This is a genomic window from Pseudomonas sp. CCI1.1 (assembly GCF_034348165.1).
Classification (GTDB): Bacteria; Pseudomonadota; Gammaproteobacteria; order Pseudomonadales; family Pseudomonadaceae; genus Aquipseudomonas; species Aquipseudomonas paracarnis.
In genome coordinates this window covers 2,888,568-2,909,332 of sequence record NZ_CP133780.1, presented here as the reverse complement: position 1 = coordinate 2,909,332, position 20,765 = coordinate 2,888,568, and the positions used below count along the sequence as shown (strand labels likewise).

Genomic DNA, 20,765 nt, shown 5'->3' with positions numbered 1-20,765 from the left:
CTTTATGGCCCGCACAGCGTTGTGTTTTATCGCTAACTTCGCCGAGGGGAACCCTCATGTTATTTCCGGCTCAGGGTTGCTATCGAAAGTCCGGAAACAGCAAAGGTGAAACCCGCGCCCAGAATCGACCAAAGCAGTCAAAAGCCAAATCGCCGAGTTGTTGTGTGTGGCGTATGTTGACGCCGTCGGCAATGGGGCGGGTGAGTTTAAGGGATAGGCGTTTTTCGGCACGGCCTGCGCGGTTACGGATAGACTGGACGCCTCAATTTTTCAGGATGCAGCACTCATGTTCAAAGTTGCCCTCGCTTCCTTGCTGTTGACCTGCACTTTTTGCGCTCACGCGGGTACGACGGTCGATGTGTCGAAGATTTACGGCAAGATTCAGTTTGTGGACAGCTATCCCGACTACAAGGTGAAGGTGGTGAATCAATTCCCCGACCTCAAAGTAAAGAAGGTGGATTCCTGGCCGGATTCTGTCGGGAAATGGCAAACCGTTGATAGCTATCCTGATTACAAGATCCAGATTGTCGATTCCTATCCGGACTTCACTATTGAATATGTAGAGAGCTGGCCTGGAGTCAATTGATCGCGGTAAACCGTTGCAGGTGGTCTGAGACGGCTTGTGGGGCGGGCTGGTGATCAGGGCTCTGTAAAACCGTAGTCCTTCTTCTCACTCTCTCTGTTGATCTGGCCCAAGCTGTTAAGCAAATCGGGTATCTTTGCCGCCTCAGCCGCCAGCCTGCCTCAGGCGCAGCGCATGATCGTTTGTTTAGGGAAGAATGGAATGACACTCAGGGTGTTGGTAGTCGGTGGCTACGGCAATTTCGGCAGCATCGTTTGCCGGCATCTGGTGTTGGCGCCGGGCATTGAACTGGTGATCTCGGGTCGCGACCCACATAAGCTGCAGCACAAGGTGGATGAGCTGAAAAGCCAGTCGAACACCGCTTGCGAAGGCTGGTGCGGCGATGCCATGGGCGCCGGGTTCGCCTCCGTTTTGCGGTCGATGAACATCACGTGGGTGATCCACACCGGCGGCCCGTTCCAGGGGCAGTCCTATGCTGTCGCCCAGAGTTGCATCGACGCTGGCGTGAACTACTGCGACTTGTCCGACTGCCGCACCTTCGTCAACGGCGTGAGCGTGCTGGATGCACAAGCACGGCAGGCAGGCGTGGCGATTCTTAGCGGGTGCAGCTCCGTGCCGACGCTGTCGTCCGCCATCATCGATCAGTATCGCTATCGCTTCACCCGTATCGACTCGATCGAGCACGGTATTTCCTCCTCGGCCAAGATGCCGGGCCTGTCCACCGTCGAAGGTGTGCTGGCTTACGCGGGCAAACCCATCAAGCAGCTCAGGCATGGCCAGGTGCATGAAGTGCTGGGCTGGCAGGACCTGACGCTGCGCAAGATGCCTGAGCTTGGCACGCGGGTGTTGGCCAATGTGGATGTGCCCGACATGGACATCTTTGCTGGCCGCTATGGTGCCCACACCCTGAGCTTCAAGGCTGGTGCGGGGCTCAAGCTTGGCGGTGTCGCCAACTGTCTGCTGGCCCAGGCGCTGCGGTGGGGCGTGGTGCGTGACCATCTTGCCTGGGCTGCGCGGCTGCATCGGCTGGGTACTTGGTTCGAGCGCTTTGGCGATGGCAAAAGCGCGATGTACATCGACGTGAAAGGCCTCGGTGCAGAAGGGCAACCGCTGTCCCTGGCGGTGCAACTGACGGCGCTGAATGACAAAGGCCCGGAAATCCCCAGCTGCGCCGCCGTTGCTCTGGCCCTTAAAGTCGCCCAAGGCTATGTGCCTGAACCCGGTGCGCGGCCGTGCGTTGGCGAAATCACCGTCGACGAATACATGGCCGCTATCAACGACCCGGCGAACCTCAGCCTGGCCGTGCATTTCTCTGACGGGCAGGGCTGACCATGCTCTATCTGAGCCTGAAATACATCCACATCATCGCGGCGATTTTCCTGTTTGGCTTCGGCATGGGCTCGTATCTGTATCTGATCGCCGCGAGCCGTACGGCCAACCCGCAAGTGATTGCCCATGTGGCGCGGATGGTGGTGCAGTTCGATACCTGGATCACTACGCCGGCGGGCGTCATTCAGATCATTACCGGCTTTGTGTTGGTCAAGCTTGCCCGACTTGGGTTGACCACCGAATGGGTGCTGACTTCGCTGATCATCTTCCTGTGTGTGGGGGCTCTTTGGCTGCCGGTGCTGGTGCTGCAGAAGCGTTTGCAGCAGATGGCGCTCAGTGCGGTTGAGACGTGCAGCGCGCTTGGTGATGGATACCGCGGCGTCTATAGGCAATGGTTCTGGATGGGTGTTTTGGGTTTCTCTGGGATGTTTGTGATCGTGCTGATCATGGTCACGAAGATGACGCCATGGCAGTTGATTGGGCTGTTGCTGTGTGGCTGACATCAGCGCTGGTCGTTGCACTTGAGGCACTCGGGCTGAAATAAATGCCGTTCAGGGCTTGGTATTCCAAGCCACCGCACACAACGCCAAACCCGCCACATTCAGCGACACAGGATTAAACGCTTCCCTGAGCATCGACGGGCTGAACACCGCCACATCCACCAGCAGCCCCGCCAGCGCAGTCGCAGCCACTACAAGCGGCCAGATACTGCGTGGCGAAAGCAGTATCCATATCGCCAGGGCAATTTCCCCAACCCCCGCCAGCGTGGCGAACAACTGCACCTGCTCGATCCCGTGCGCCTGGATCATTGCCCGCTCACCCTGGCTTAGCCACAGCAGCTTTGGCACCAGCCCATGGTAGGCAAACATGAAAGCCAGGCCGCCCCGGGCGATCCAGTTGATGCGCACCAGGGAATTCATGGCTGATCCTTTAAAAAGCGCTGTTCATGATCCGCGTTCGGCAACAGACAGGTATCGTATTTCCCGAACAGCCGATAGCGATTGCGCGCGATGCGGTCGTAAGCCCAATCCCGAAGAAAGCGCGGGATGCCGCGCAGGAGCAGCATTGGGTGCCAGCGGGCAGGCAGTTGCGCAATGATTTCCAACACCGCCTCCGAACGCTCCCAACAGTGCCGATCGCGGATCACTGCGAGGGTGTCGAACTGCTCCAGCGGCAACCCCGCCCACGCCAGCAGCGCCTGACCCTCGGGTGACTGCACGGCGGCTAATCGCAAGCGCCGTTGGTGGTCGTGGCGGATCAGAAACCTTGCCCAACCGTTACACAGCTTGCACACCCCGTCGAACAACACCACGGTTTCACCGGGCTTGAGGAATGGCGCGGGCGTAGGGCGGGTGTCGGAGGCAGGCATGTGTGTAGGTCCAGTCGGGCCGGGTTGGCCTGGATCATACCTGCCTTCGCCTGCACTGTAATGTTTGGAGCCACTCCCACTGGGCTTCAGGATTGGAGAATACCGAAGTCTTTTCGTACCAAACGATCATCAATGCCTATGCCGATGATGCACATCCGGAAAATGCGCGTGGCTGTGGGTCATCACCTTGTGAACATGCACATGACTGTGCGGCTGCGCCGGATCCCACTCAAACCCATGCTCATGCTGGTGATGTTCATCATGCACATGCCGATGCCCATGTTCCGTGGCTTCATGCACATGTTCATGGGCATGCCGCTCCGTCAGGTGCAGCCACACGCCTACGGCCATCAGCGCCGAAGCAATCCAGAACGCCACGGTCACCGACTCGCCAAATGCCAGCAACGCCACTGCGGCACCGAGGAAAGGTGCGGTGGAGAAATAAGCCCCGGTGCGCGCACTGCCCAGCCCGCGTAGCGCCAGCACGAACATCACCAGGCTGATGCCATAGCCGAGGAACCCCACCACCAGGATCGGCGCCAATTGCGCCACGCCCGGAATCTGCGCCCCCAGGTAAAGCCCCAGGCTGCAATTCACCAACCCCGCAATCAAACCCTTGGCGCCAGCGATAAAGAGCGCGTCAGACGCCGACACCTTGCGCGTCAGGTTGTTATCAATGCCCCAGCACAAACACGCCAGCGCGACGGCGAGCGGTCCGGTCCAGTCCTGGTGGCTGCTGTCAGCACCGGACCACGACAACACCACGCCGCCCAGCACAATGGCAAGCATGCCGAGGACGATGCGTCGGTCGGCGTTTTCGCGGAACACGACCCAGGCGATCACGGCGGTCAGTACCGATTCAAGGTTGAGCATCAGGGAGGCGCTGGCGCTGGTGGTGCGGGTCAGGCCGAACATCAGTGCAACGGGGCCGAGGAGGCCGCCGAAGGCGATGGCGCCAAGTAGCCAGGGCCATTCCGATGGAGTTAGCCCGGTAGGTTTCCAGCCGCGATCACGGATCAAGCGCACACCGGCAAGGCCGATGCCGCTGCCGAGGTAGAGCAGGCCGGCGAGCAGGATGGGCGAGAGGCCCAGGCCAAGACTTTTGGCGAGCGGGGTGCTGGCGCCGAACAGGGCGGCGGCCGCGAGGGCGTAAATGATGCTGAGGTTCATGGGCCATCCTCGAAAGTCAGGCCCATGATACGTCGCTTGCCGGGGTCAGCGCCCTGGCAATTTCGTACTTTATTGCGCGGTTTTCAGCTTGATCACATCACCGGAGATTTTGGTGGTGTAGCCGTTCAATACCCAAGCCCAGAACCACTTTTCCTGCACTTGTGTGTTGATCAACGCGTCGCCGCCCTTGGCCTTGATGGCTGCATCCTGGGCGCGTACGAAGCGGTTGTTCTGGCCGATGGGGATGACGCCCAGCAGCATGATGCCGGTGGCGCTGGCTTCGCTGTGGCCGAGGACGGTGTATTGGCTGGCGTCGTATTGCTGGGTTTTCATGGCGGTGCCGGTGCAACCTGCCAGGGTGAAACCAAGTACGGCTGCTGCAACGACTTTACTGACGTATTTCACTCATAACTCCATAGGTTCAATCTCGAGATTCAATTCTCGGGGGGGCGACACTCTAAGCGCTCAGTTGGCAGATTGAAATCAATCAGCGAGGCTGGGTCGCAGTCTGGCGGGTACTGCGCGGTGATCCCATTGCAGCCTGGTTGGGGCTCGACAGCGCCCACATTTATTCTTCGGCGTGTCAGAGATGCAGCCACGCCAGGCCACCCAACATCACCGCCACCCCGCCGGCGGTGTACGACATGCGTTTGAGCCATTCCTTGCGCGTGAGCAGGGTAATCGCCGCCAATGAAATCGCGATCTGAATCGCCGTCATCGCCTGGGCCCAGCGATGGTGCTGGTGCAGCGCTTCCTCGGATTTGTGGTCCCAGTCCCGTGAAGTGGCCTCAAGCGTTTCGGCCTGTTTACGCACTTCTTCCTTCTGGCGCTTGTAGCGCTCGATCTCCGCCTGGTAATGCGCCGCATCCACGCCGGGAATATGGCTGGCCAGTTCTGCCAGGTTCTGGCGGCTGGATTTGGCCTGGTAGTAGTTCCACTGGTTAGCGGCTTCGGTCTTGATGATGGCGGCGTTGTTCTTGTCCATCGCAGCTTCACTTTCGCTGGAGCCGGCCTGATAGCTGAGCATGGCACCGACGGTCGCCATGATCGCGGTCATCACGGCGATACGACTGGCAAAGCTATCGCCGCGGCCGTGAGCATGCTCGGTGGTGTGTTCAAGGTGTTTTTCGTGGGGGCTGGGAACTTCGAAGGCTTCGGACATGGGGCGACCGCGAACGGATTGAGGTGCGCTGATTGTTCACCAGCGCAGCTGTCTCAAGCCTGTACGTAACGCTGCAAACCTGCCACCAGTGCATCGAATGTCACCCGGCAGCGTGGGCTGTTGCGCAGGTCTTCGTGCATGCTGACCCAAGTGTCCATTTTAAACGCGAAGCCGTCAGGCAGCACTCGGCGCAGACGTGGGTCGCGCTGGGCCAGTTGTACCTGGCACCCACCGATGCCGGCACCGGCGCGGATCATTGCCAGTTGCGCCAGGTCGCTGTCGCTACTGATGGCGAAGGCGTTGCGCTCAAAACCCTTGATTGCCAGGCTGCGGATAAATGCAGTGGCTTGATCAAAGCCGATGACGGAGTGGCCGGCCAGGTCGTGCATGTGTTGGGGGATGCCGTGTTGCTGCAGGTAATCGTCACGGGCATGCAGGCCGACTTCGATCAGGCCGATACGCCGCGCCAGCAGCTGCTCCTGGCTGGGGCGCACCATGCGCACGGCAATGTCGGCTTCCAGCTGCAGCAGGTCGCTCAAGCGGTTGGTCAGCACCAGTTCCACCTTCAGGTGCGGGTGTTCCCGGCGCAATTGCGTGATGATCGGCGGCAGTACCTCCACACCCACCACTTCACTGGCCGATACTCGTACCACGCCGCGCACCTCATCGCCTTGGGACGAGGCGGCGCGTTCAAGGGCGGCGGCGGTACGCGCCATGGTTTCTGCATGCGCCCGCAGTGTGTGGGCGACCGTAGTGGGTAATAAGCCTGAGGGCGAGCGGGTGAACAACACGACGCCCAGCGCCGTTTCCAGCGCGGCGATGTGCCGCCCTACCGTGGGTTGGGTGATGCCGAGCTGCCGTGCGGCCCCCGACAGCGATCCTTCCTTGAGTACACCGAGAAATGACCGGTAAAGCTCCCAACCGATATTCGTAGCCATACATAAATGTATAGCGGCTCGATACTCTTGGGCAATTCCTCTATAGCTGTTCCGCATCCAACATACCCTCATCAACCAACAGTGGGAGAGGGTGATGAGCAAGGTTCTGATTTTGGGTGCAACCGGTGGCATTGGTGGCGAAGTGGCGCGGCAGTTGAGCGCGGCGGGCTGGGAGGTGCGGGCGTTGACTCGGGATCTGATCAAGGCTCGCAGCCAAAATCCTGTTTTTACGTGGCTAAAAGGCGATGCCCTGAATCGCGACGACGTGATCGCGGCCGCCCGGGGCTGCGCGGTAATCGTGCACGGCGTCAATCCGCCGGGTTATCGCAAATGGGCCGAGTGGGTGTTGCCGATGATCGACAACTCCATTGCGGCGGCCATCTGCGAAGGCGCGACAGTCGTGCTGCCCGGCACGGTCTACAACTTCGGGCCGGATGCATTCCCTGTGCTGCACGAAGACTCACCCCAGCACCCGCTGACTCGCAAGGGCGCGATCCGTGTGCAGATGGAGCAGCGCTTGCGAGCCGCTTCCACTCAGGGCGCCCGGGTGGTGATTGTGCGCGCTGGGGATTTTTTCGGCGCCAGGGTGGCCAATAACTGGTTTGCCCAAGGCTTGGTCAAACCCGGCAAACCGGTGCACACCATCCGCTACCCAGGCGATTACGGCGTGGCCCATCAATGGGCTTATCTGCCGGACGTAGCGCGTACAATGCTTGAGTTGATTGAGCGTCGTGCCAGTCTTGGCGCCTTCGCCTGCTTTCATATGGCTGGGTACATGGATGCGGACGGTACGCAGATGGCTAAGACGATCCAGCGTGTGGTGCTGCGCAGGACGGGCCAGCAACCCAGGGTCGGCGCGTTTCCCTGGTGGTTGTTGAACTGGGCGGCGCCTTTTGTCGTCACCGTGCGTGAGATGCAGGAGATGCGCTACCTGTGGCAAACACCGTTGCGCCTGGATAACCAGCGCCTGCTCGCGACGCTCGGCCATGAGCCCCACACACCGCTGGAACAGGCGGTGGAGGCCACCCTGGTTGGCCTGGGTTGCCTGCCTACTTGCGTTTGATCAGGCGTGCATACACGGCGAGGTTGACCACCACCACCACGGCCCCCAGCACTAATTGAGTATTCGCAGTCAGCCCGGCTGGGTAGATCATCGTCAGAATGTAATGCTCGATAAACCCACCGCCATAACCATCCTGCCCGGCCAAGTGGCGAAACAGGTTTTCCCAACGTGTAAGGGGGCAGGGCAGGTGCAGCACCTCTACCGCGATGCCCCAGGCAACGGCGGGCAGGTGCAGCCACATTACCCGGGGCCACTTCAGGGTGAGCAGGCCGCCGAACAGCACGAACAGGATAAAGGCCAGGTGGAACAGCACAAGGCCGTCGGCGGCTAGGCGGTAGAGCATGTTTGAGCTCGATGTGAGGTGAAGGGGTACGTGAATTTTTGCAGCGCGCCGTTATAGCTCCAGTTGACTGGCATTGATACCGAACGCTTTGGCTATCTTTTCCCGCGTGGTGCGGCGGGGTTTGCTGACCGCTTCCTGCTGGGCAAATGCCGATTGTGAAATACCCAGGCGTTTGGCGACTTCTTCCTGGGTCAGGCTCAGATGCTCGCGCCACGCGCGAATAGGTGTTGCGCCATCCACCAGGCGGCTGACTACCGCATGGGGGATCAGGTTTGGATCGTTTTGCTGCGCCACATAGTGTTCATAGGGAATCACCACATAGGCTGGCTCGCCCTGCATATTGTGGATGATCTGTACGGCAGTAGGTTCGCTCGTCACGTTTTTTAACCTCTTGGATGCTGACGACCTGGATGCTGCCGTCCCAGTCGAAAAGGACCCGGTAATGACCTACCCGCAAGCGATAGCTGTGAGGATGGTTAACCAGCGCCTTGACGTTGATTGCATCGGGCATGTGTTCAAGAGCGGACACGGCATCGCGTACCTGTTGCTGATGATACGAATGCAACCGAAGCAATTGTTTGACGGCTTTTCGCGTCCATTGGATTGAATTCATGGGAGGTTAATAAGTCTTTTATAAGGTTTGCAATCGGTATTTTCAGATCCGCGTCAACGGGTCATGACGTTTTCCTCTCAAACCCTAGACGGCCGCCGTCAGCGCCGACGGGTAAAACTGTTGCGTGGTATGAATCAACGGAAGGCCCACGAAGGTTGCTTGCAGGCAACGAGGGCCGTTATTGTGCTGAATCCTTTTAGTCCTCGCCCCAAGGTTGTGTTGTGATGAATGCACCGCGTACCGCTGTCCCGATCAAAGCCGTGATTTTCGATATGGACGGGTTGTTGCTGGATACCGAAGGCATCTACACCGAAGTCACGCAGATCATTGCCGAACGCTATGGTCGTACCTACGACTGGGGCATCAAGCAGCACATCATCGGGCGGGGTGCCCAGGATTTGGCCGATTACGTGGTCAAGGCCCTGGACCTGCCGATCACGCCCGCCGAGTTTCTGGAAATACGCGAACCGCTGATGAGCGAGCGCTTTCCCAAGGCCCAGGGCATGCCCGGCGCCGAGGCGTTGGTGCGGCACTTGAAGGCGCACAATATTCCGATTGCGGTGGGCACCAGTTCATCGCGTAACTCGTTTGGCCACAAGACCACCCTGCACCGTGAATGGTTTGGCCTGTTCGACACCATCGTCACCGCTGACGACCCGGAAGTAGGCGCTGCCAAGCCCGCGCCGGATATCTTCCTCACCGCCGCGCGCCGGTTGGGTGTAGCGCCTGAGGATTGCCTGGTGTTCGAAGACTCGCCGTTCGGCGTGACGGCGGCGAAGGCTGCGCACATGACCGCTATTGCGGTGCCCGATGAGGCGATGGCTGACAGCAAGTACCAGCATGCTGACCAGATTATTCGCAAGCTCGCCGACTTTGATTTGGCCGCCTACGGCTTGCCTCCCATGGCCTGACCCCGCGCGGTCAAAAATGTGGGCGCTGGCTTGCCTGCGAAAGCGGTAGTGCAGTGACAGATGTCGCACTGACACACCGCCATCGCGGGCAAGCCCGCTCCCACATTTGGTGTGCGGTTTTGCAAAATCAGGCGCTGAAACCACCGTCGATGGTCAGGCTGGCGCCCGTGATATAGCCGGCCTCCGGCCCGGCCAGATAGGCCACAAAACTGGCAATCTCCTCCACATGCCCATACCGCCCTACCGCCATCAACCCGATCAGGCTTTCGGCAAAATCACTGTTCGCCGGGTTCATATCGGTGTCCACCGGCCCAGGCTGCACGTTGTTGATGGTGATGCCCCGTGGCCCCAGGTCCCGCGCCAATCCCTTGGTCAACCCCACCAGCGCCGCCTTGCTCATGGCGTAGGGCCCGCCACCGCCAAAGGGCATGCGTTCGGCGTTGGTGCTGCCGATATTGATCACGCGGCCACCTTCGCCCATGTGCTTGGCGGCTTCCTGGGTGGCGATAAACACGCTGCGCACATTGATCGTCAAGGTCTGGTCGAAGTCTTCCAGCTTGAATGCTTCCAGCGGCGCGATGGCCAGCACGCCAGCGTTATTTACCAGGATATCCAGGCGTCCAAACGCCTCGACCGTGGCGTTGACCGCCGCGCGAATCGCCGTGGCATCGGCGCTGTCGGCGTGAATCGCCAGAGCCTGACCCCCTGCGCTGATCACCTCGTTCTGCAGTGTTTCAGCCTTGGCGGCCGAGCTGACGTAGGTAAAGGCAACCGCTGCCCCTTGGGCGGCGAGGCGCTTGACGATGGCGGCGCCAATGCCGCGGGAACCGCCTTGAATCAAGGCGACTTTGCCGGTGAGGTTATGTGTGGTCATGTCGATCTCCGAGGTAGTTGATGGAGCGAGTATCGACCTCACCCGCGCAGCTCGGTAGCCCGTGGTTGCTATAGTCTGTGTAAACCAAAAGTTTAGAGTGGAGCGATATGGAAAGCTTTGGCAGTATCGAATGCTTTGTGCGCAGCGCCGAGGGTGGCAGCTTTGCCGAGGCTGCACGGCACCTGAGCCTCACTCCCGCAGCGGTGGGTAAAAGCGTCGCCAAGTTGGAGGCGCGCCTCGGGGTGCGGCTGTTCCAGCGCAGCACTCGGCGTCTGGTGCTGACCGAAGCCGGCAAGGTGTTCCTGGCGGAAGTCAGCGGCAGCCTCACCACCATTCAGAATGCGGTCGCCAACCTGGCCAGTGCCGAAGGGCGGCCGGTGGGCACGCTCAAGGTCAGCATGGGGCCAGTGTTCGGCAATCGGTATGTGGTGCCGTTGTTGGGCGAATTCATGCGGCGCTGTCCGGATATCAGCCCGGACTGGCATTTCGATAACCGCCAGGTCGACCTGATCGGGCAAGGCTTCGATGCGGCCATTGGCGGCGGGTTTGAGCTGCCCCAAGGCGTGGTGGCGCGCAAGTTGACCCCGGCGCACCGGGTGCTGGTGGCGTCGCCGGATTACCTGGCGCGACGCTTGCCGGTGCGGGCGCCCGACGACCTGTCGCACTGCCTCGGCATCTTGATTCGCTCGCCGCAGACTGGCCGGGTGCGTTCATGGCAACTGACCCACCGTGAGCGCGAGCACAGCCCACTGGTACTGAAGCCAGCCATGACCATGAGCGACTCCGAAGCCGCCTGCTGCGCCAGTGCCCAGGGCCTTGGCATCGCGCTGGTGAGCATGCCTATGGCCGTGCCGTTCCTGGACAGCGGTGCGTTGGTGCGAGTGTTACCCGATTGGTATGTGGACGACGGTAATATTTCCATCTACTACGCCGAGCATAAGTTGCTGCCGGGCAAGACGCGGGCGTTTGTGGATTTCATTATTGAGCAGTTCGCCGAGCAGAAACTGGCTCAACGATTCAGTGCCATCTGAGCAGGGCCTTGCATCGAGTCGTGGCCATCGCGGGCAAGCCCGGCTCCCACAGTGATCGCAATCCAATGTGGGAGTCGGGCTTGCCCGCGATGCAGGCGCATCGGTCTACCGCCCGAACTTGCCCGGCCATCCAATGACTTTCTTCGGCCGCGGCGCCGCATACGTCCTGATCTTCGAGGTCGACAACCCCAACCGCACCAACGACTCGGCCACCATCACCGCCGCCGTCACTCCGTCCACCACTGGCACCCCGGTGCGCTGGCGGATCTGCTCATCCAGCCCGGCCATGCCGCCGCAGCCCAGGCAGATCACCTCGGCCTTGTCGTCGCGGATGGCCAGTTCGGCCTGGCGCACGATGGCCTCCGTGGCGCCCAGCGGGTCTTCTTCCAGTTCCAGCACCGCCATGCCGCTGGCGCGCACCGAAGCACAGCGCTGGTAGAGGCCGGCGAGTTTCAGCCGGTCTTCAATCAGCGGCACAGTGCGGTCCAGGGTGGTCACCACCGAGTAGGCGTGCCCCAGGAACATCGCGGTGCTGGCCGCCGCTTCGGTGATATCCACCACCGGCACATTGAGCAGTTCCTGCAGGCCTTCACGGCCATGTTCGCCATAGCCGGCCTGGATCACCGCATCAAAGGGCTGGTCGTAGGCCATTACCCGATCCATCACGGCGATGGCTGCCAGATAGCTTTCAAAATTGCCTTCCACCGATTCTGCGCCGAAGTACGGGGTGAGCCCGACAATCTCGGTGCCCGGTGAAGCCACGGCCCGTGCTTGCTGGGCAATGGTGTCGGTAATGGATTCGGTGGTGTTGACGTTGACCACGAGGATACGCATGGAAAGTCCTTGTTTAATGACTGACGTTATCGACGGCAATGCTTTCGCCGCTGACATCGGCGTAGTGCGGTTGACGCTTGGCAATCAGCAGGTACAGCAACCCTGCAATGCCGGCGCCAAACAACCAGGAAAACGGCGAGACGCTGGCAAACCCCGGCAACAGCGCCAGCAGGATGGCGATCACCGCCGCCGGAATGAACGCCGCCACCGCACGCATATTCACCCCCCGGCTGTAGTAATAAATGCCTTGGGGGTCTTCGCTGTACAGCTGCGGCACATCCACCTGGCTTTTACGGATCAGCCAGTAATCGACCATGATCACCCCGTACAACGGCCCCAGCAGCGCGCCGAGGCCAGAGAGGAAATACACGATCACCAGTGGGCTGTTATAGAGGTTCCACGGCAGGATCAGCACGGCAACGAAGGCGCTGATCAGTCCGGCGCGGCGAAAGTTCAGGTACTTGGGCGCCAGGTTGCTTAATACAAAGGCCGGGGCGACGAAGTTGGCCATGATGTTCACCGCCACGGTGACGATCAGGAAGGCCAGGCAGCCGAGCACGAGAAAGAAGGTGTTGGGGATCGCCGCGATGATTTCGGTCGGGCTTTCGATCACGCGGCCATTGAGCTGGAACTGCCCGCCGCACAGCAGCACGGTGATGGCGGCGAACACCAGGATATTCACCGGCAGGCCCCAGAAGTTGCCGACCTGGATAGTCCTGCGGCAGGGTGAGGAACGGGCGAAGTCGCAGAAGTTGAGGATCAAGGTGCCGTAGATGGCCAGCCACAGCGCGCCGCCGGCAAAGATATTGCGCCACATCTCGCCGCCACTCAGGGGCTCGCGGATCGACCAGGCAATTTGCCCGTTCGCCTGGAAGTACATCCAGCCGGCCAGTGCGGCCACGGTCAGCAGAATCACCGGCCCGGCGAAGCCTTCATAGCGACGTACCATTTCCATGCCATAGGCGAGAATCACCAACTGCACCAGCCAGATCGCCACAAAGCACGCCCAACCCAGGGTCGACAGCCCCAGAATCGAGTCGTGGTCATAATCGGCAAAGCCTGGATGAATGGCGGTCAGCAGCACGCGGAAAACTACCGAGGCCAGGTAGGTCTGGATCCCAAACCAGGCAATCGCAATTACCGCCCGAATCAACGCCGGAATCTGCGCCCCATGAATGCCGAAGCTGATACGGCTGATAACCGGAAACGGCACACCGGTCTTCTGCCCCATGTAGCCCGACAAGTTCATAAAGAAGTACACCAGCGCCGCGCCGATCCCCAGGGACAGCAATATTTGCCAGCCGCCCAGGCCTAATGCATATAAGCCGATGGCGAATGAGTAGTTGGCGATGTTGTGCACGTCATTGGTCCACAACGCGAAGATGCTATAGCGCCCCCAGCGTCGGCCTTCGACCTTGGTGGGCGCCAGGTCCTTGTTGTGCAGGCGCGGGCTGAGTACCAGCGGACCGGGGCCGGCGGCCGCAGGGTTTAACGGGGAGGAGGGCAGATCCAGTGCGAGGGTGTTCGAGAGACTTGTACGCATTCCGGCAGGCTCCAGCGCATCTGCAGCAAAGCGGCGGATGGCAAAGTGTATGTAGGTTTTGTATTGATTGTATACAAAGCGTACTTCTGCCTAAGCCATATGCGTGCCAATTCTCGATATATGAAAATCTTGGCTAATTTCGTTTTTATATAGGTTGAGAATAACTCACTGAATTACGGACACTATAAGTTGACCGTTTGAACAGGTATTTATTTTTTTGTTAATTGGAGGGCTATTTATAGACGGCGCCATTGGCGCAGAGAGATGTTACGTTTTGGTGCGTTGTATATTAAGTTGCACACAAAAATGGCACTTATGGTTACAAGGTTGTGTACAAGATTTACCCGGCCCAAAAAAGGAAATCTCGCTTTCTGTAGGAGCGAGCAAGCTCGCTCCTACAGAGGCGGTGGCATGAGAGGCTCAAGCCTTGCTGATGATATTCCCCGCATGCAGCCCGCATTCCTTCTGCGTGGCTTCTTCCCACCACCAGCGGCCTTCGCGCTCATGCTGGCGGGGCAGTACCGGCCGGGTGCAAGGCTCGCAGCCGATGCTGATGAAGCCGCGCTCATGCAGGCTGTTGTACGGCAGCTCCAGCATGCGGATGTAGCCCCACACCTCTTCGCTGGTCATCTGCGCCAGCGGGTTGAACTTGTACAGGGTGCGTTCCGGTGTGGAGAACGCCGTGTCGATTTCCAGCGCCGCCACCTGGCTGCGAGTGCCGGGGCTCTGGTCGCGGCGCTGGCCGGTGGCCCAGGCGCTGACGCCTGCGAGTTTGCGGCGCAGCGGTTCGATCTTGCGGATGCCGCAGCATTCGCCATGGCCGTCCTTATAGAAGCTGAACAGGCCTTTTTCTTTGACGAAGGGCTCCAGCTTGCTCGGGTCTGGCGAGATCAGCTCGATGTCGATCTTGTAGAACTCACGCACCTGCTCGATAAACCGGTAGGTCTCCGGATGCAGGCGGCCGGTGTCGAGGCTGAACACCTTGACGTTCTTGTTCAGCTTCCAGGCCATGTCCACCAGCACCACATCCTCGGCACCGCTGAAGGAAATCCACAGGTCATCGCCGAACTGGCTGAACGCCAGCTTGAGAATGTCCTGGGCAGACTTGTTGGCATAAGTCGTGGCGAGTTCAACGACGTCGAAGGCTTGGTTCATCAGGACGGTTCCTACAGGTCAGTGGCGCTGAGCGCTCTCTAGGAGGGCGATGGTATCAAAAACTGTCCCGCGTTGCGGCGGCTGGCTTGAGTCGCTAGAGTTCGGCAGTCCTTTTGCTCGCTCAACTAACAACATCTAATAGGAGTGTCGTGTGGAAATTGCCTGCCTTGACCTGGAAGGGGTACTGGTTCCGGAAATCTGGATCGCCTTTGCCGAGAAAACCGGCATTGAGTCCCTGCGGGCCACCACCCGTGACATCCCCGACTACGACGTGCTGATGCAACAGCGCCTGCGTATCCTCGACGAGCATGGGCTCAAGTTGGCCGATATCCAGGCCGTGATCGCCACACTCAAGCCGCTGGACGGCGCGATCGAGTTCGTCAACTGGCTGCGCGAGCGCTTTCAGGTGGTGATCCTGTCCGACACCTTCTACGAGTTCTCCCAGCCGCTGATGCGTCAGCTGGGGTTCCCGACCTTGCTTTGCCACCGCTTGATCACCGATGAAAACGACCGGGTGGTCAGCTACCAACTGCGCCAGAAAGACCCCAAGCGCCAATCAGTGCTGGCATTCAAGACCCTCTACTACCGCGTGATCGCTGCCGGTGATTCCTACAATGACACCAGCATGCTGGGTGAAGCTGACCGTGGGATTCTGTTCCATGCGCCGGACAATGTGATTCGCGAATTCCCGCAGTTCCCGGCGGTGCATACGTTTGAAGACTTGAAAAAAGAGTTTATCAAGGCGTCGAATCGGCAGTTGAGCCTGTAAGTTATGCGGCGCGGCTGATTGCCCCATCGCAGGCAAGCCAGCTCCCACCTTCGACCCTGTAACGTCAAACGACGCGGTCAACTGAGGGAGCCGGGGTTGCCCGCGATGGCGTCGGCTCCGTCACCGCCTGACCCTCGGCCAGCAAGCGCTCATAAGGAATACGCAAGCCTTCATGCAGGCGTTTGATCATCGCCAGGCTCAGCTTGCGCTTGTGGTTCAGCACCTCTGACACCCGCCCACTGGTGCCGATAAAGGGCTCCAGGTCGCGGGCGGTCATGCCCAATTGCTCCATGCGAAACTTGATAGCCTCTACCGGATCCGAAGGGGGCATGGGGTAATGCTCGGCTTCGTACTTCTCGATGAGGATTGCCAGGATTTCCAGCTCATCACCTTCAGGCGAGCCGGGTAGTGCTCCCCATATCTGCTCGACTCGTACGAGTGCCGCAGTCAGGTCTTCCTGGGAGTGAATAGGTTTGATGTTCATCACGCAGTCTCCGCGTTGATCTGGTCGTACTGAGCGTGGGTCCCCACGTACCGTATAAACCCTAGTTGTCGCTGGTAGTCGATGGCCATGATCACTCGATACTTGTTGCCGCCGACGTTGAACACGACCCTGCCGCCCTTAAGAATGCTCGCTGTTCTGAGCTCGGCCTCGAGTGCTTGCGGTGTTGGATAATTGGCCTTTTCCATGTGCCGATACCACTCGACCAGCGGTGTTCTGGCGTCGCTATAAGCTGAATGGCTTTCCCAGAATATTCGTAGGGTAGAGAGAGCGATTATCCGCATCGCTTCAACCTCCCATTTTGGGAGATCATAGGTGCGATTGCGCGGTTAGGCAATCTCGGAAATATTTCCAGACGAGGAGGTAGTCGCTTCATGTGATCCTTCACAGGTGGCGGTGGACGGTCGATCCGGACGCTATCTGCAAGCGTCTATTCCGTCCACAGCGGTTCTGATTCAGGCTTTTTCTATCGCATGGCGTTCTACTCGAACGCTAGGCAGGGGCTGTGCCCTACAGGTTTTCCAACGTTTGTAACAACACCCGCACCTTCGTCAGCGACTCCTGATACTCCGCCTGCCACTCTGAATCCGCCACAATCCCGCCGCCACCCCAGCAACACACCTGCCCATCCTTGACCAGCAAGCTGCGAATCGCGATGGAACTGTCCATCTCGCCGCGCACGTCCAGGTACATCAGCGAGCCGCAATAGAACCCGCGACGGTTGGGTTCAAGCTCGTCGATGATCTGCATGGCGCGAATCTTCGGCGCGCCGGTGATGGAGCCGCCGGGGAAGCTGCCGGCGATCAGGTCGAGGGCGTCTTTGTCGTCGGCCAATATGCCAGTGACGCTGCTCACCAGGTGGTGCACGTTGGGGTAGCTTTCCAGGCTGAACAATTCCGGCACGTTCACCGAGCCGATGCGGCAGCTGCGGCCAAGGTCGTTGCGCAGCAGGTCGACGATCATCAGGTTTTCTGCGCGGTCCTTGGGGCTGGCCAGCAGTTCGGCGGCGTTGGCGGCATCCTCTTCTGGCGTCAGGCCGCGAGGGCGGGTGCCCTTGATCGGGCGAGTCTCGACCTGGCGTTCGCTGATGCGCACAAAGCGTTCCGGCGACAGGCTCAGCACCGCGCCGTCATCCGGCAGGCTCTGGAACCCGGAAAACGGTGTCGGGCAGGCCTCGCGCAGGGCGCAGTAGGCCGCCCACGGGTCGCCGCTACAAGGTGCGCGAAAGCGTTGGGTAAAGTTGACCTGGTAGCAGTCGCCGGCCTGAATGTAATCCTGAATACGCAGGATGGCCTGCTGATATGCCTCCAGGCTGAGGTCCGGCGCCATGGGGCCCTGAAGCTTGAAGGCGGTGGGCGCGCTGCCCGTTGCATGACTGAACAGAGCGATCAGCCGTTGCCGCTCGCTATCGGCCAGCACCGGGTGAAACACCAGCTGGCTGGTGCGCGCCTGGTGATCGCTGACCAGCGCCCAGGCATACAACCCCAGGCGCGCATCCGGCAGGTGCAGGTCGTCCACGGCCAGGCGTGCAACCTGTTCCAGGTGCCGGCCGAAGTCATAGCTCAAGTAACCGATCAAACCGCCGGCAAAGGGCAATTCAACCCCAGCAGGCAGGGCGGCCTCACCCAACTGCGCCAGGTTCTCTCGCAAGCGTTGCAGGAAATCGCCGCCGCTTTCATCCGGCCCAACCGTCAAGGTTGCTTCAGGCCAGGCGCTGAGCAGGTCATAGCGCCCCCGCTCGGCAGCCGGGCGGCCGCTGTCGAGCAGCACCGCGCCAGGCGCATGGCGAATAGCCGCAAAGTACTCGGCGGGGTTGGCCCGGTAGGGTAAGGGGTAAACGGAACAGGTCGACATGCGAGGGTGAATCAGCCAGTGGCGTGGGGGAGGGGATTGTAGTCCTCTGTAGGACTTGCTCCTAGGGGGGATGTCGGTGATAGCTCGATAGAGGGCATAGCCTGGGGGATGGATGGCTTGTCAGAAAGCTATCGCAGGCAAGCCAGCTCCCACCTAGCGAGCCCGGGCTTGCCTGCGATGCGCTGCTTAACCTTCAACCGGCGGAATATGCCCGAACATCTCCTGCACGAACTTCACCCGTTCTTCTGGGGTTTCTGTCACCCCGGCCGCCTTGAGTTCTTCCAGCCGCGCCTCCACCGCATGGGTGCGCAAGGTCAAGCCGCAGTCGTTGGCAATCTGGATGTTCAGCCCTGGCCGTGCGTTCAGCTCAAGGATCAGCGGGCCTTTTTCCTGGTCCAGCACCATGTCCACGCCGATATAACCCAGCCCGCACAGCTCATAGCAGCCGGCTGCGAGTTTCATGAAACCGTCCCAGTTGGGCAGTTGCACGCCATCCACCGCGTTGGTGGTGTCGGGGTGCTTGGTGATGATGTTGTTCAGCCAGGTGCCGCGCAGGGTCAGGCCGGTGGCCAGGTCTACACCCACGCCGATCGCGCCCTGGTGCAGGTTGGCCTTGCCGCCGGACTGGCGGGTGGGCAAGCGCAGCATCGCCATCACCGGGTAGCCCATCAGCACGATGATGCGGATGTCCGGCACGCCTTCATAGCTGATGCTCTTGAAGATCTGGTCGGGCACCACGCGGTACTCGATCAACGCGCGGTCGCGGTGGCCGCCGAGGGAGTACAGGCCGGTGAGGATGCTGGAAATCTGGTGCTCGATCTCTTCATGGCTGATGATCTTGCCGGACACCGTGCGATAGCGCCCTTCAAAACGGTCTGCAACCACCAGGATGCCGTCGCCACCGGCGCCCTGGGCGGGCTTGATCACGAAGTCGCTGCGCCCACCGATAATCTCGTCGAGCTTGTCGATTTCCTTTTCGGTGGAGATCACCCCGTACATTTCCGGTACATGGATACCGGCGGCCAGCGCCCGTTCCTTGGTAATGATCTTGTCATCCACTATCGGGTACAGGCTGCGCTTGTTGTACTTGAGCACGTAGTCGGCATTACGCCGGTTAATGCCCATGATCCCCCGCGCTTCCAGGGCCTTCCAGGTCTTCCAGAAGCCGAACATCAAGAGTCAGCCTTCAGGAACGCCTTGAAACGCACCAGCTCGGTGAGGCGATAGCCGCGGTAGCGACCCATGGCCAGCATGAAGCCCACCAGGATCAACAGGATCGCCGGGAAGGTGAACACGAAGTAGACCAACTCCGGCACGCTCATGATCAGGTGCGCCAGGGACGCAGCGAACAGCGTGCCAATCGCCACTTTCAGCGCATGGTTGGCGCCACGCTCCTCCCAGGTGATCGACAGGCGTTCGATGGTCATGGTCAGGATCACCATCGGGAACAGCGCCACCGACAAGCCGCGTTCCAGCCCCAGCTTGTGGCTGAACAGGCTGATGGCGGCAATCAGCACCACCACAAAGGTCAGCACCACCGACAGCCTCGGCAACATCTGCAGTTTCAAGTGTTCCAGGTAGGACCTGAGTGATAACCCCAGTGCTGTGATAATTGTGAACAGCACAATCCCGAAGCCCAGCTGTGTCTCGCGGAACGCCAGGGCGATCAGCACCGGTGTGAAGGTACCCAGGGTTTGCAGGCCGATCAGGTTGCGCAGGATCAGAATCACCAGCACGCCAATCGGGATCATCACCATGATCATGAAGGTCTGCTGGGTTTGCAGCGGCAGGCCGTACAGTGAGTATTCGAGGAAGTTGGCGTCGGTGTTTTCGTCCGTCAGCTTGGCCAGGCGGATGGCATTCATCTCGCTGTTGTTCAGGCTGAAGGTCACCATGGCTTTCTTGCCGCCATCGACGGTGATCAGATTTTCATCGCCGGTCCACCATAGCAGGCGGTCGGCGGGCAGGCCCTGTTCGCCAGTTTCCGGGTTGAAGTACAGCCAGTCGTTGCCGTTGAAACTGCGCAGCCACAGTTCCGGGGTTTGCGGCTGGTCGGCCACCAGGCGGATGGTGTGGACTTTCTCTACCGGCACGTGGGCGATGGACAGCAGCAGTTCGACGATCTTGGCTTTGTGCGGCGTCGAGGGGTCGCCGGCCAGCAGCAACTTCACATTGTCGTCGTTGAGGTTGTTGGTGCGCTTGATGGCTTCACTGATAAAGGTTTCGACGTCGGCCGAGTGCTGGCGGATCGGGGCCAGCAAGGCTTCGGCGGCGATCTTTTCCGGGCCTTCCACGGCGATGCTGTCGCGGAAGGTCGGGCCTTTGATCTTGATCTTTTCGCCGCTGTAGCGCTTGGTCAGCACCAGGCGGTAATAGAGGGTCTGGTTGCCCTTGGCCCGGCGCGCCGACCAGGTGACCTTGCGGTTGCCGTCGATGCGGTTGACGCTCACCCCGTAGTTGTTCGAGATAAAGCTCTCATTGAGGCTGACGAAGTCGCGGCTCAAGGGCGGCACGAACATCTGGATCTTGACCGGGTCTTTCGGGTTGGCGACGAACTCGACCTTGGCGTCGATGTTCCACAAGTCGTCGGTGGCATCTTCGGTGACGGGAATTCCCAGCACGAAGATCTGATAGGCGGTGACCGAAATGCCCAGCACCACCAGCAAGGTGATCAGGATTTTCAGGTGCAGGGTCAGAGAGCGCATTCGGTTTACTCGGCGGT

Annotated in this window: 23 protein-coding genes and 2 pseudogenes; 7 read left to right on the top strand and 18 right to left on the bottom strand. The window is 60.1% G+C overall.

Annotated elements, in window-relative coordinates:
• Positions 1-286 precede the first annotated feature (286 nt).
• The 3 genes from RHM69_RS12950 to RHM69_RS12940 all read left to right on the top strand — a co-directional run bounded on the left by RHM69_RS12950 (position 287) and on the right by RHM69_RS12940 (position 2,412).
• Entirely contained in the window at positions 287-586 is a 300-nt protein-coding gene (locus tag RHM69_RS12950; protein ID WP_003193360.1) for a hypothetical protein, read from the top strand.
• 198 nt (positions 587-784) lie between these two features.
• Entirely contained in the window at positions 785-1,912 is a 1,128-nt protein-coding gene (locus RHM69_RS12945) for a saccharopine dehydrogenase NADP-binding domain-containing protein (RefSeq protein ID WP_102666445.1), read from the top strand.
• A gap of 2 nt (positions 1,913-1,914) precedes the next feature.
• The gene (locus RHM69_RS12940; RefSeq protein ID WP_200600973.1) at positions 1,915-2,412 is read left to right on the top strand and encodes a DUF2269 family protein; all 498 of its coding nucleotides are present in this window, start codon (positions 1,915-1,917) and stop codon (positions 2,410-2,412) included.
• Positions 2,413-2,463: 51 nt separating this feature from the next.
• On the opposite strand, the gene RHM69_RS12935 is transcribed toward RHM69_RS12940, so the two are convergent.
• From RHM69_RS12935 to RHM69_RS12910, 6 genes are all read right to left on the bottom strand, one after another.
• Entirely contained in the window at positions 2,464-2,832 is a 369-nt protein-coding gene (locus RHM69_RS12935; RefSeq protein ID WP_020302614.1) for a DoxX-like family protein, read from the bottom strand.
• Positions 2,829-3,281: a thiol-disulfide oxidoreductase DCC family protein gene (locus tag RHM69_RS12930; RefSeq protein ID WP_020302615.1), complete on the bottom strand. Its 453-nt coding sequence runs from the start codon at positions 3,279-3,281 to the stop codon at positions 2,829-2,831. Before RHM69_RS12930 ends, RHM69_RS12935 begins: the two co-directional genes overlap by 4 nt.
• A 129-nt stretch (positions 3,282-3,410) precedes the next feature.
• Positions 3,411-4,451, bottom strand: coding sequence for a DMT family transporter (locus tag RHM69_RS12925; protein ID WP_166405747.1), 1,041 nt, complete (start codon positions 4,449-4,451; stop codon positions 3,411-3,413).
• A gap of 69 nt (positions 4,452-4,520) precedes the next feature.
• Entirely contained in the window at positions 4,521-4,856 is a 336-nt protein-coding gene (locus tag RHM69_RS12920) for a hypothetical protein (protein WP_003193349.1), read from the bottom strand.
• Positions 4,857-5,034: 178 nt separating this feature from the next.
• Positions 5,035-5,613 (bottom strand): DUF4337 domain-containing protein, encoded by a 579-nt coding sequence (locus RHM69_RS12915; RefSeq protein ID WP_003193347.1) that lies wholly within the window; start codon positions 5,611-5,613, stop codon positions 5,035-5,037.
• 53 nt (positions 5,614-5,666) lie between these two features.
• Positions 5,667-6,551, bottom strand: coding sequence for a LysR family transcriptional regulator (locus tag RHM69_RS12910; RefSeq protein WP_014719515.1), 885 nt, complete (start codon positions 6,549-6,551; stop codon positions 5,667-5,669).
• Between the two features lie 94 nt (positions 6,552-6,645).
• Here RHM69_RS12910 and RHM69_RS12905 point away from each other — a divergent pair, with 94 nt between their 5' ends.
• On the top strand, positions 6,646-7,614 hold the full coding sequence (locus RHM69_RS12905; RefSeq protein WP_200600968.1) for an NAD-dependent epimerase/dehydratase family protein: 969 nt from the start codon (positions 6,646-6,648) through the stop codon (positions 7,612-7,614).
• On the opposite strand, the gene RHM69_RS12900 is transcribed toward RHM69_RS12905, so the two are convergent.
• The 3 genes and pseudogenes from RHM69_RS12900 to RHM69_RS12890 all read right to left on the bottom strand — a co-directional run.
• Positions 7,601-7,957, bottom strand: coding sequence for a DUF2784 domain-containing protein (locus RHM69_RS12900; RefSeq protein ID WP_014719513.1), 357 nt, complete (start codon positions 7,955-7,957; stop codon positions 7,601-7,603). The genes RHM69_RS12905 and RHM69_RS12900 overlap by 14 nt on opposite strands.
• Positions 7,958-8,008: 51 nt before the next feature.
• Positions 8,009-8,296, bottom strand: a complete 288-nt coding sequence (locus RHM69_RS12895; protein ID WP_052224703.1) for a helix-turn-helix domain-containing protein — start codon at positions 8,294-8,296, stop codon at positions 8,009-8,011.
• Positions 8,297-8,318: 22 nt separating this feature from the next.
• Positions 8,319-8,570 (bottom strand): annotated as a pseudogene (locus RHM69_RS12890) (type II toxin-antitoxin system RelE family toxin); the annotation flags it as partial.
• A gap of 224 nt (positions 8,571-8,794) precedes the next feature.
• Here RHM69_RS12890 and RHM69_RS12885 point away from each other — a divergent pair.
• Positions 8,795-9,481 carry an HAD-IA family hydrolase gene (locus RHM69_RS12885; RefSeq protein WP_014719511.1) on the top strand — a complete coding sequence of 229 codons (687 nt, stop codon included), beginning with the start codon at positions 8,795-8,797 and terminating at the stop codon, positions 9,479-9,481.
• Positions 9,482-9,608: 127 nt separating this feature from the next.
• On the opposite strand, the gene RHM69_RS12880 is transcribed toward RHM69_RS12885, so the two are convergent.
• A complete protein-coding gene (locus RHM69_RS12880; RefSeq protein WP_200600966.1) occupies positions 9,609-10,355 on the bottom strand; it encodes a 3-oxoacyl-ACP reductase family protein in 747 nt (248 codons plus the stop codon).
• A 107-nt stretch (positions 10,356-10,462) separates the two neighbouring features.
• Between RHM69_RS12880 and RHM69_RS12875 the strand changes: the two genes are divergently transcribed.
• Positions 10,463-11,386, top strand: coding sequence for a LysR family transcriptional regulator (locus tag RHM69_RS12875; protein WP_102666442.1), 924 nt, complete (start codon positions 10,463-10,465; stop codon positions 11,384-11,386).
• A gap of 105 nt (positions 11,387-11,491) precedes the next feature.
• On the opposite strand, the gene RHM69_RS12870 is transcribed toward RHM69_RS12875, so the two are convergent.
• The 3 genes from RHM69_RS12870 to RHM69_RS12860 form a co-directional block, all read right to left on the bottom strand.
• A complete protein-coding gene (locus RHM69_RS12870; RefSeq protein WP_060767355.1) occupies positions 11,492-12,220 on the bottom strand; it encodes an aspartate/glutamate racemase family protein in 729 nt (242 codons plus the stop codon).
• A 13-nt stretch (positions 12,221-12,233) separates the two neighbouring features.
• Positions 12,234-13,763, bottom strand: a complete 1,530-nt coding sequence (locus RHM69_RS12865; protein ID WP_019820568.1) for an NCS1 family nucleobase:cation symporter-1 — start codon at positions 13,761-13,763, stop codon at positions 12,234-12,236.
• Between the two features lie 420 nt (positions 13,764-14,183).
• Positions 14,184-14,918, bottom strand: a complete 735-nt coding sequence (locus RHM69_RS12860; RefSeq protein WP_014719506.1) for a phosphoadenylyl-sulfate reductase — start codon at positions 14,916-14,918, stop codon at positions 14,184-14,186.
• A gap of 151 nt (positions 14,919-15,069) precedes the next feature.
• Between RHM69_RS12860 and thrH the strand changes: the two genes are divergently transcribed.
• Complete coding sequence (gene thrH / locus RHM69_RS12855) at positions 15,070-15,687, top strand: bifunctional phosphoserine phosphatase/homoserine phosphotransferase ThrH (RefSeq protein ID WP_014719505.1); 618 nt, start codon at positions 15,070-15,072, stop codon at positions 15,685-15,687.
• Positions 15,688-15,823: 136 nt separating this feature from the next.
• Here the strand turns inward: thrH and RHM69_RS12850 are convergent.
• The 5 genes and pseudogenes from RHM69_RS12850 to RHM69_RS12830 all read right to left on the bottom strand — a co-directional run.
• A pseudogene (locus tag RHM69_RS12850) lies at positions 15,824-16,171 on the bottom strand (helix-turn-helix domain-containing protein); the annotation flags it as partial.
• A complete protein-coding gene (locus RHM69_RS12845; protein WP_166405749.1) occupies positions 16,171-16,473 on the bottom strand; it encodes a type II toxin-antitoxin system HigB family toxin in 303 nt (100 codons plus the stop codon). The pseudogene RHM69_RS12850 and the gene RHM69_RS12845, both read right to left, overlap by 1 nt.
• A gap of 226 nt (positions 16,474-16,699) precedes the next feature.
• Positions 16,700-18,043 (bottom strand): aminodeoxychorismate synthase component I, encoded by a 1,344-nt coding sequence (gene pabB, locus RHM69_RS12840; RefSeq protein WP_133633094.1) that lies wholly within the window; start codon positions 18,041-18,043, stop codon positions 16,700-16,702.
• 186 nt (positions 18,044-18,229) lie between these two features.
• The gene (locus RHM69_RS12835) at positions 18,230-19,216 is read right to left on the bottom strand and encodes an alpha-L-glutamate ligase-like protein (RefSeq protein ID WP_003193326.1); all 987 of its coding nucleotides are present in this window, start codon (positions 19,214-19,216) and stop codon (positions 18,230-18,232) included.
• Positions 19,216-20,748 carry an inactive transglutaminase family protein gene (locus tag RHM69_RS12830; RefSeq protein WP_014719502.1) on the bottom strand — a complete coding sequence of 511 codons (1,533 nt, stop codon included), beginning with the start codon at positions 20,746-20,748 and terminating at the stop codon, positions 19,216-19,218. The genes RHM69_RS12835 and RHM69_RS12830 overlap by 1 nt, the downstream gene beginning before the upstream one ends.
• Positions 20,749-20,765: the final 17 nt, after the last annotated feature.

Excerpts from the sequence above, each read along its gene's own strand:
- RHM69_RS12950 (WP_003193360.1), top strand. The coding sequence starts at position 287 with ATGTTCAAAGTTGCCCTCGCTTCCTTGCTGTTGACCTGCACTTTTTGC.
- RHM69_RS12945 (WP_102666445.1), top strand. The coding sequence starts at position 785 with ATGACACTCAGGGTGTTGGTAGTCGGTGGCTACGGCAATTTCGGCAGC.
- RHM69_RS12940 (WP_200600973.1), top strand. The coding sequence starts at position 1,915 with ATGCTCTATCTGAGCCTGAAATACATCCACATCATCGCGGCGATTTTC.
- RHM69_RS12935 (WP_020302614.1), bottom strand. The coding sequence starts at position 2,832 with ATGAATTCCCTGGTGCGCATCAACTGGATCGCCCGGGGCGGCCTGGCT.
- RHM69_RS12930 (WP_020302615.1), bottom strand. The coding sequence starts at position 3,281 with ATGCCTGCCTCCGACACCCGCCCTACGCCCGCGCCATTCCTCAAGCCC.
- RHM69_RS12925 (WP_166405747.1), bottom strand. The coding sequence starts at position 4,451 with ATGAACCTCAGCATCATTTACGCCCTCGCGGCCGCCGCCCTGTTCGGC.
- RHM69_RS12915 (WP_003193347.1), bottom strand. The coding sequence starts at position 5,613 with ATGTCCGAAGCCTTCGAAGTTCCCAGCCCCCACGAAAAACACCTTGAA.
- RHM69_RS12910 (WP_014719515.1), bottom strand. The coding sequence starts at position 6,551 with ATGGCTACGAATATCGGTTGGGAGCTTTACCGGTCATTTCTCGGTGTA.
- RHM69_RS12905 (WP_200600968.1), top strand. The coding sequence starts at position 6,646 with ATGAGCAAGGTTCTGATTTTGGGTGCAACCGGTGGCATTGGTGGCGAA.
- RHM69_RS12900 (WP_014719513.1), bottom strand. The coding sequence starts at position 7,957 with ATGCTCTACCGCCTAGCCGCCGACGGCCTTGTGCTGTTCCACCTGGCC.
- RHM69_RS12895 (WP_052224703.1), bottom strand. The coding sequence starts at position 8,296 with ATGCAGGGCGAGCCAGCCTATGTGGTGATTCCCTATGAACACTATGTG.
- RHM69_RS12885 (WP_014719511.1), top strand. The coding sequence starts at position 8,795 with ATGAATGCACCGCGTACCGCTGTCCCGATCAAAGCCGTGATTTTCGAT.
- RHM69_RS12880 (WP_200600966.1), bottom strand. The coding sequence starts at position 10,355 with ATGACCACACATAACCTCACCGGCAAAGTCGCCTTGATTCAAGGCGGT.
- RHM69_RS12875 (WP_102666442.1), top strand. The coding sequence starts at position 10,463 with ATGGAAAGCTTTGGCAGTATCGAATGCTTTGTGCGCAGCGCCGAGGGT.
- RHM69_RS12870 (WP_060767355.1), bottom strand. The coding sequence starts at position 12,220 with ATGCGTATCCTCGTGGTCAACGTCAACACCACCGAATCCATTACCGAC.
- RHM69_RS12865 (WP_019820568.1), bottom strand. The coding sequence starts at position 13,763 with ATGCGTACAAGTCTCTCGAACACCCTCGCACTGGATCTGCCCTCCTCC.
- RHM69_RS12860 (WP_014719506.1), bottom strand. The coding sequence starts at position 14,918 with ATGAACCAAGCCTTCGACGTCGTTGAACTCGCCACGACTTATGCCAAC.
- RHM69_RS12845 (WP_166405749.1), bottom strand. The coding sequence starts at position 16,473 with ATGCGGATAATCGCTCTCTCTACCCTACGAATATTCTGGGAAAGCCAT.
- pabB (WP_133633094.1), bottom strand. The coding sequence starts at position 18,043 with ATGTCGACCTGTTCCGTTTACCCCTTACCCTACCGGGCCAACCCCGCC.
- RHM69_RS12835 (WP_003193326.1), bottom strand. The coding sequence starts at position 19,216 with ATGTTCGGCTTCTGGAAGACCTGGAAGGCCCTGGAAGCGCGGGGGATC.
- RHM69_RS12830 (WP_014719502.1), bottom strand. The coding sequence starts at position 20,748 with ATGCGCTCTCTGACCCTGCACCTGAAAATCCTGATCACCTTGCTGGTG.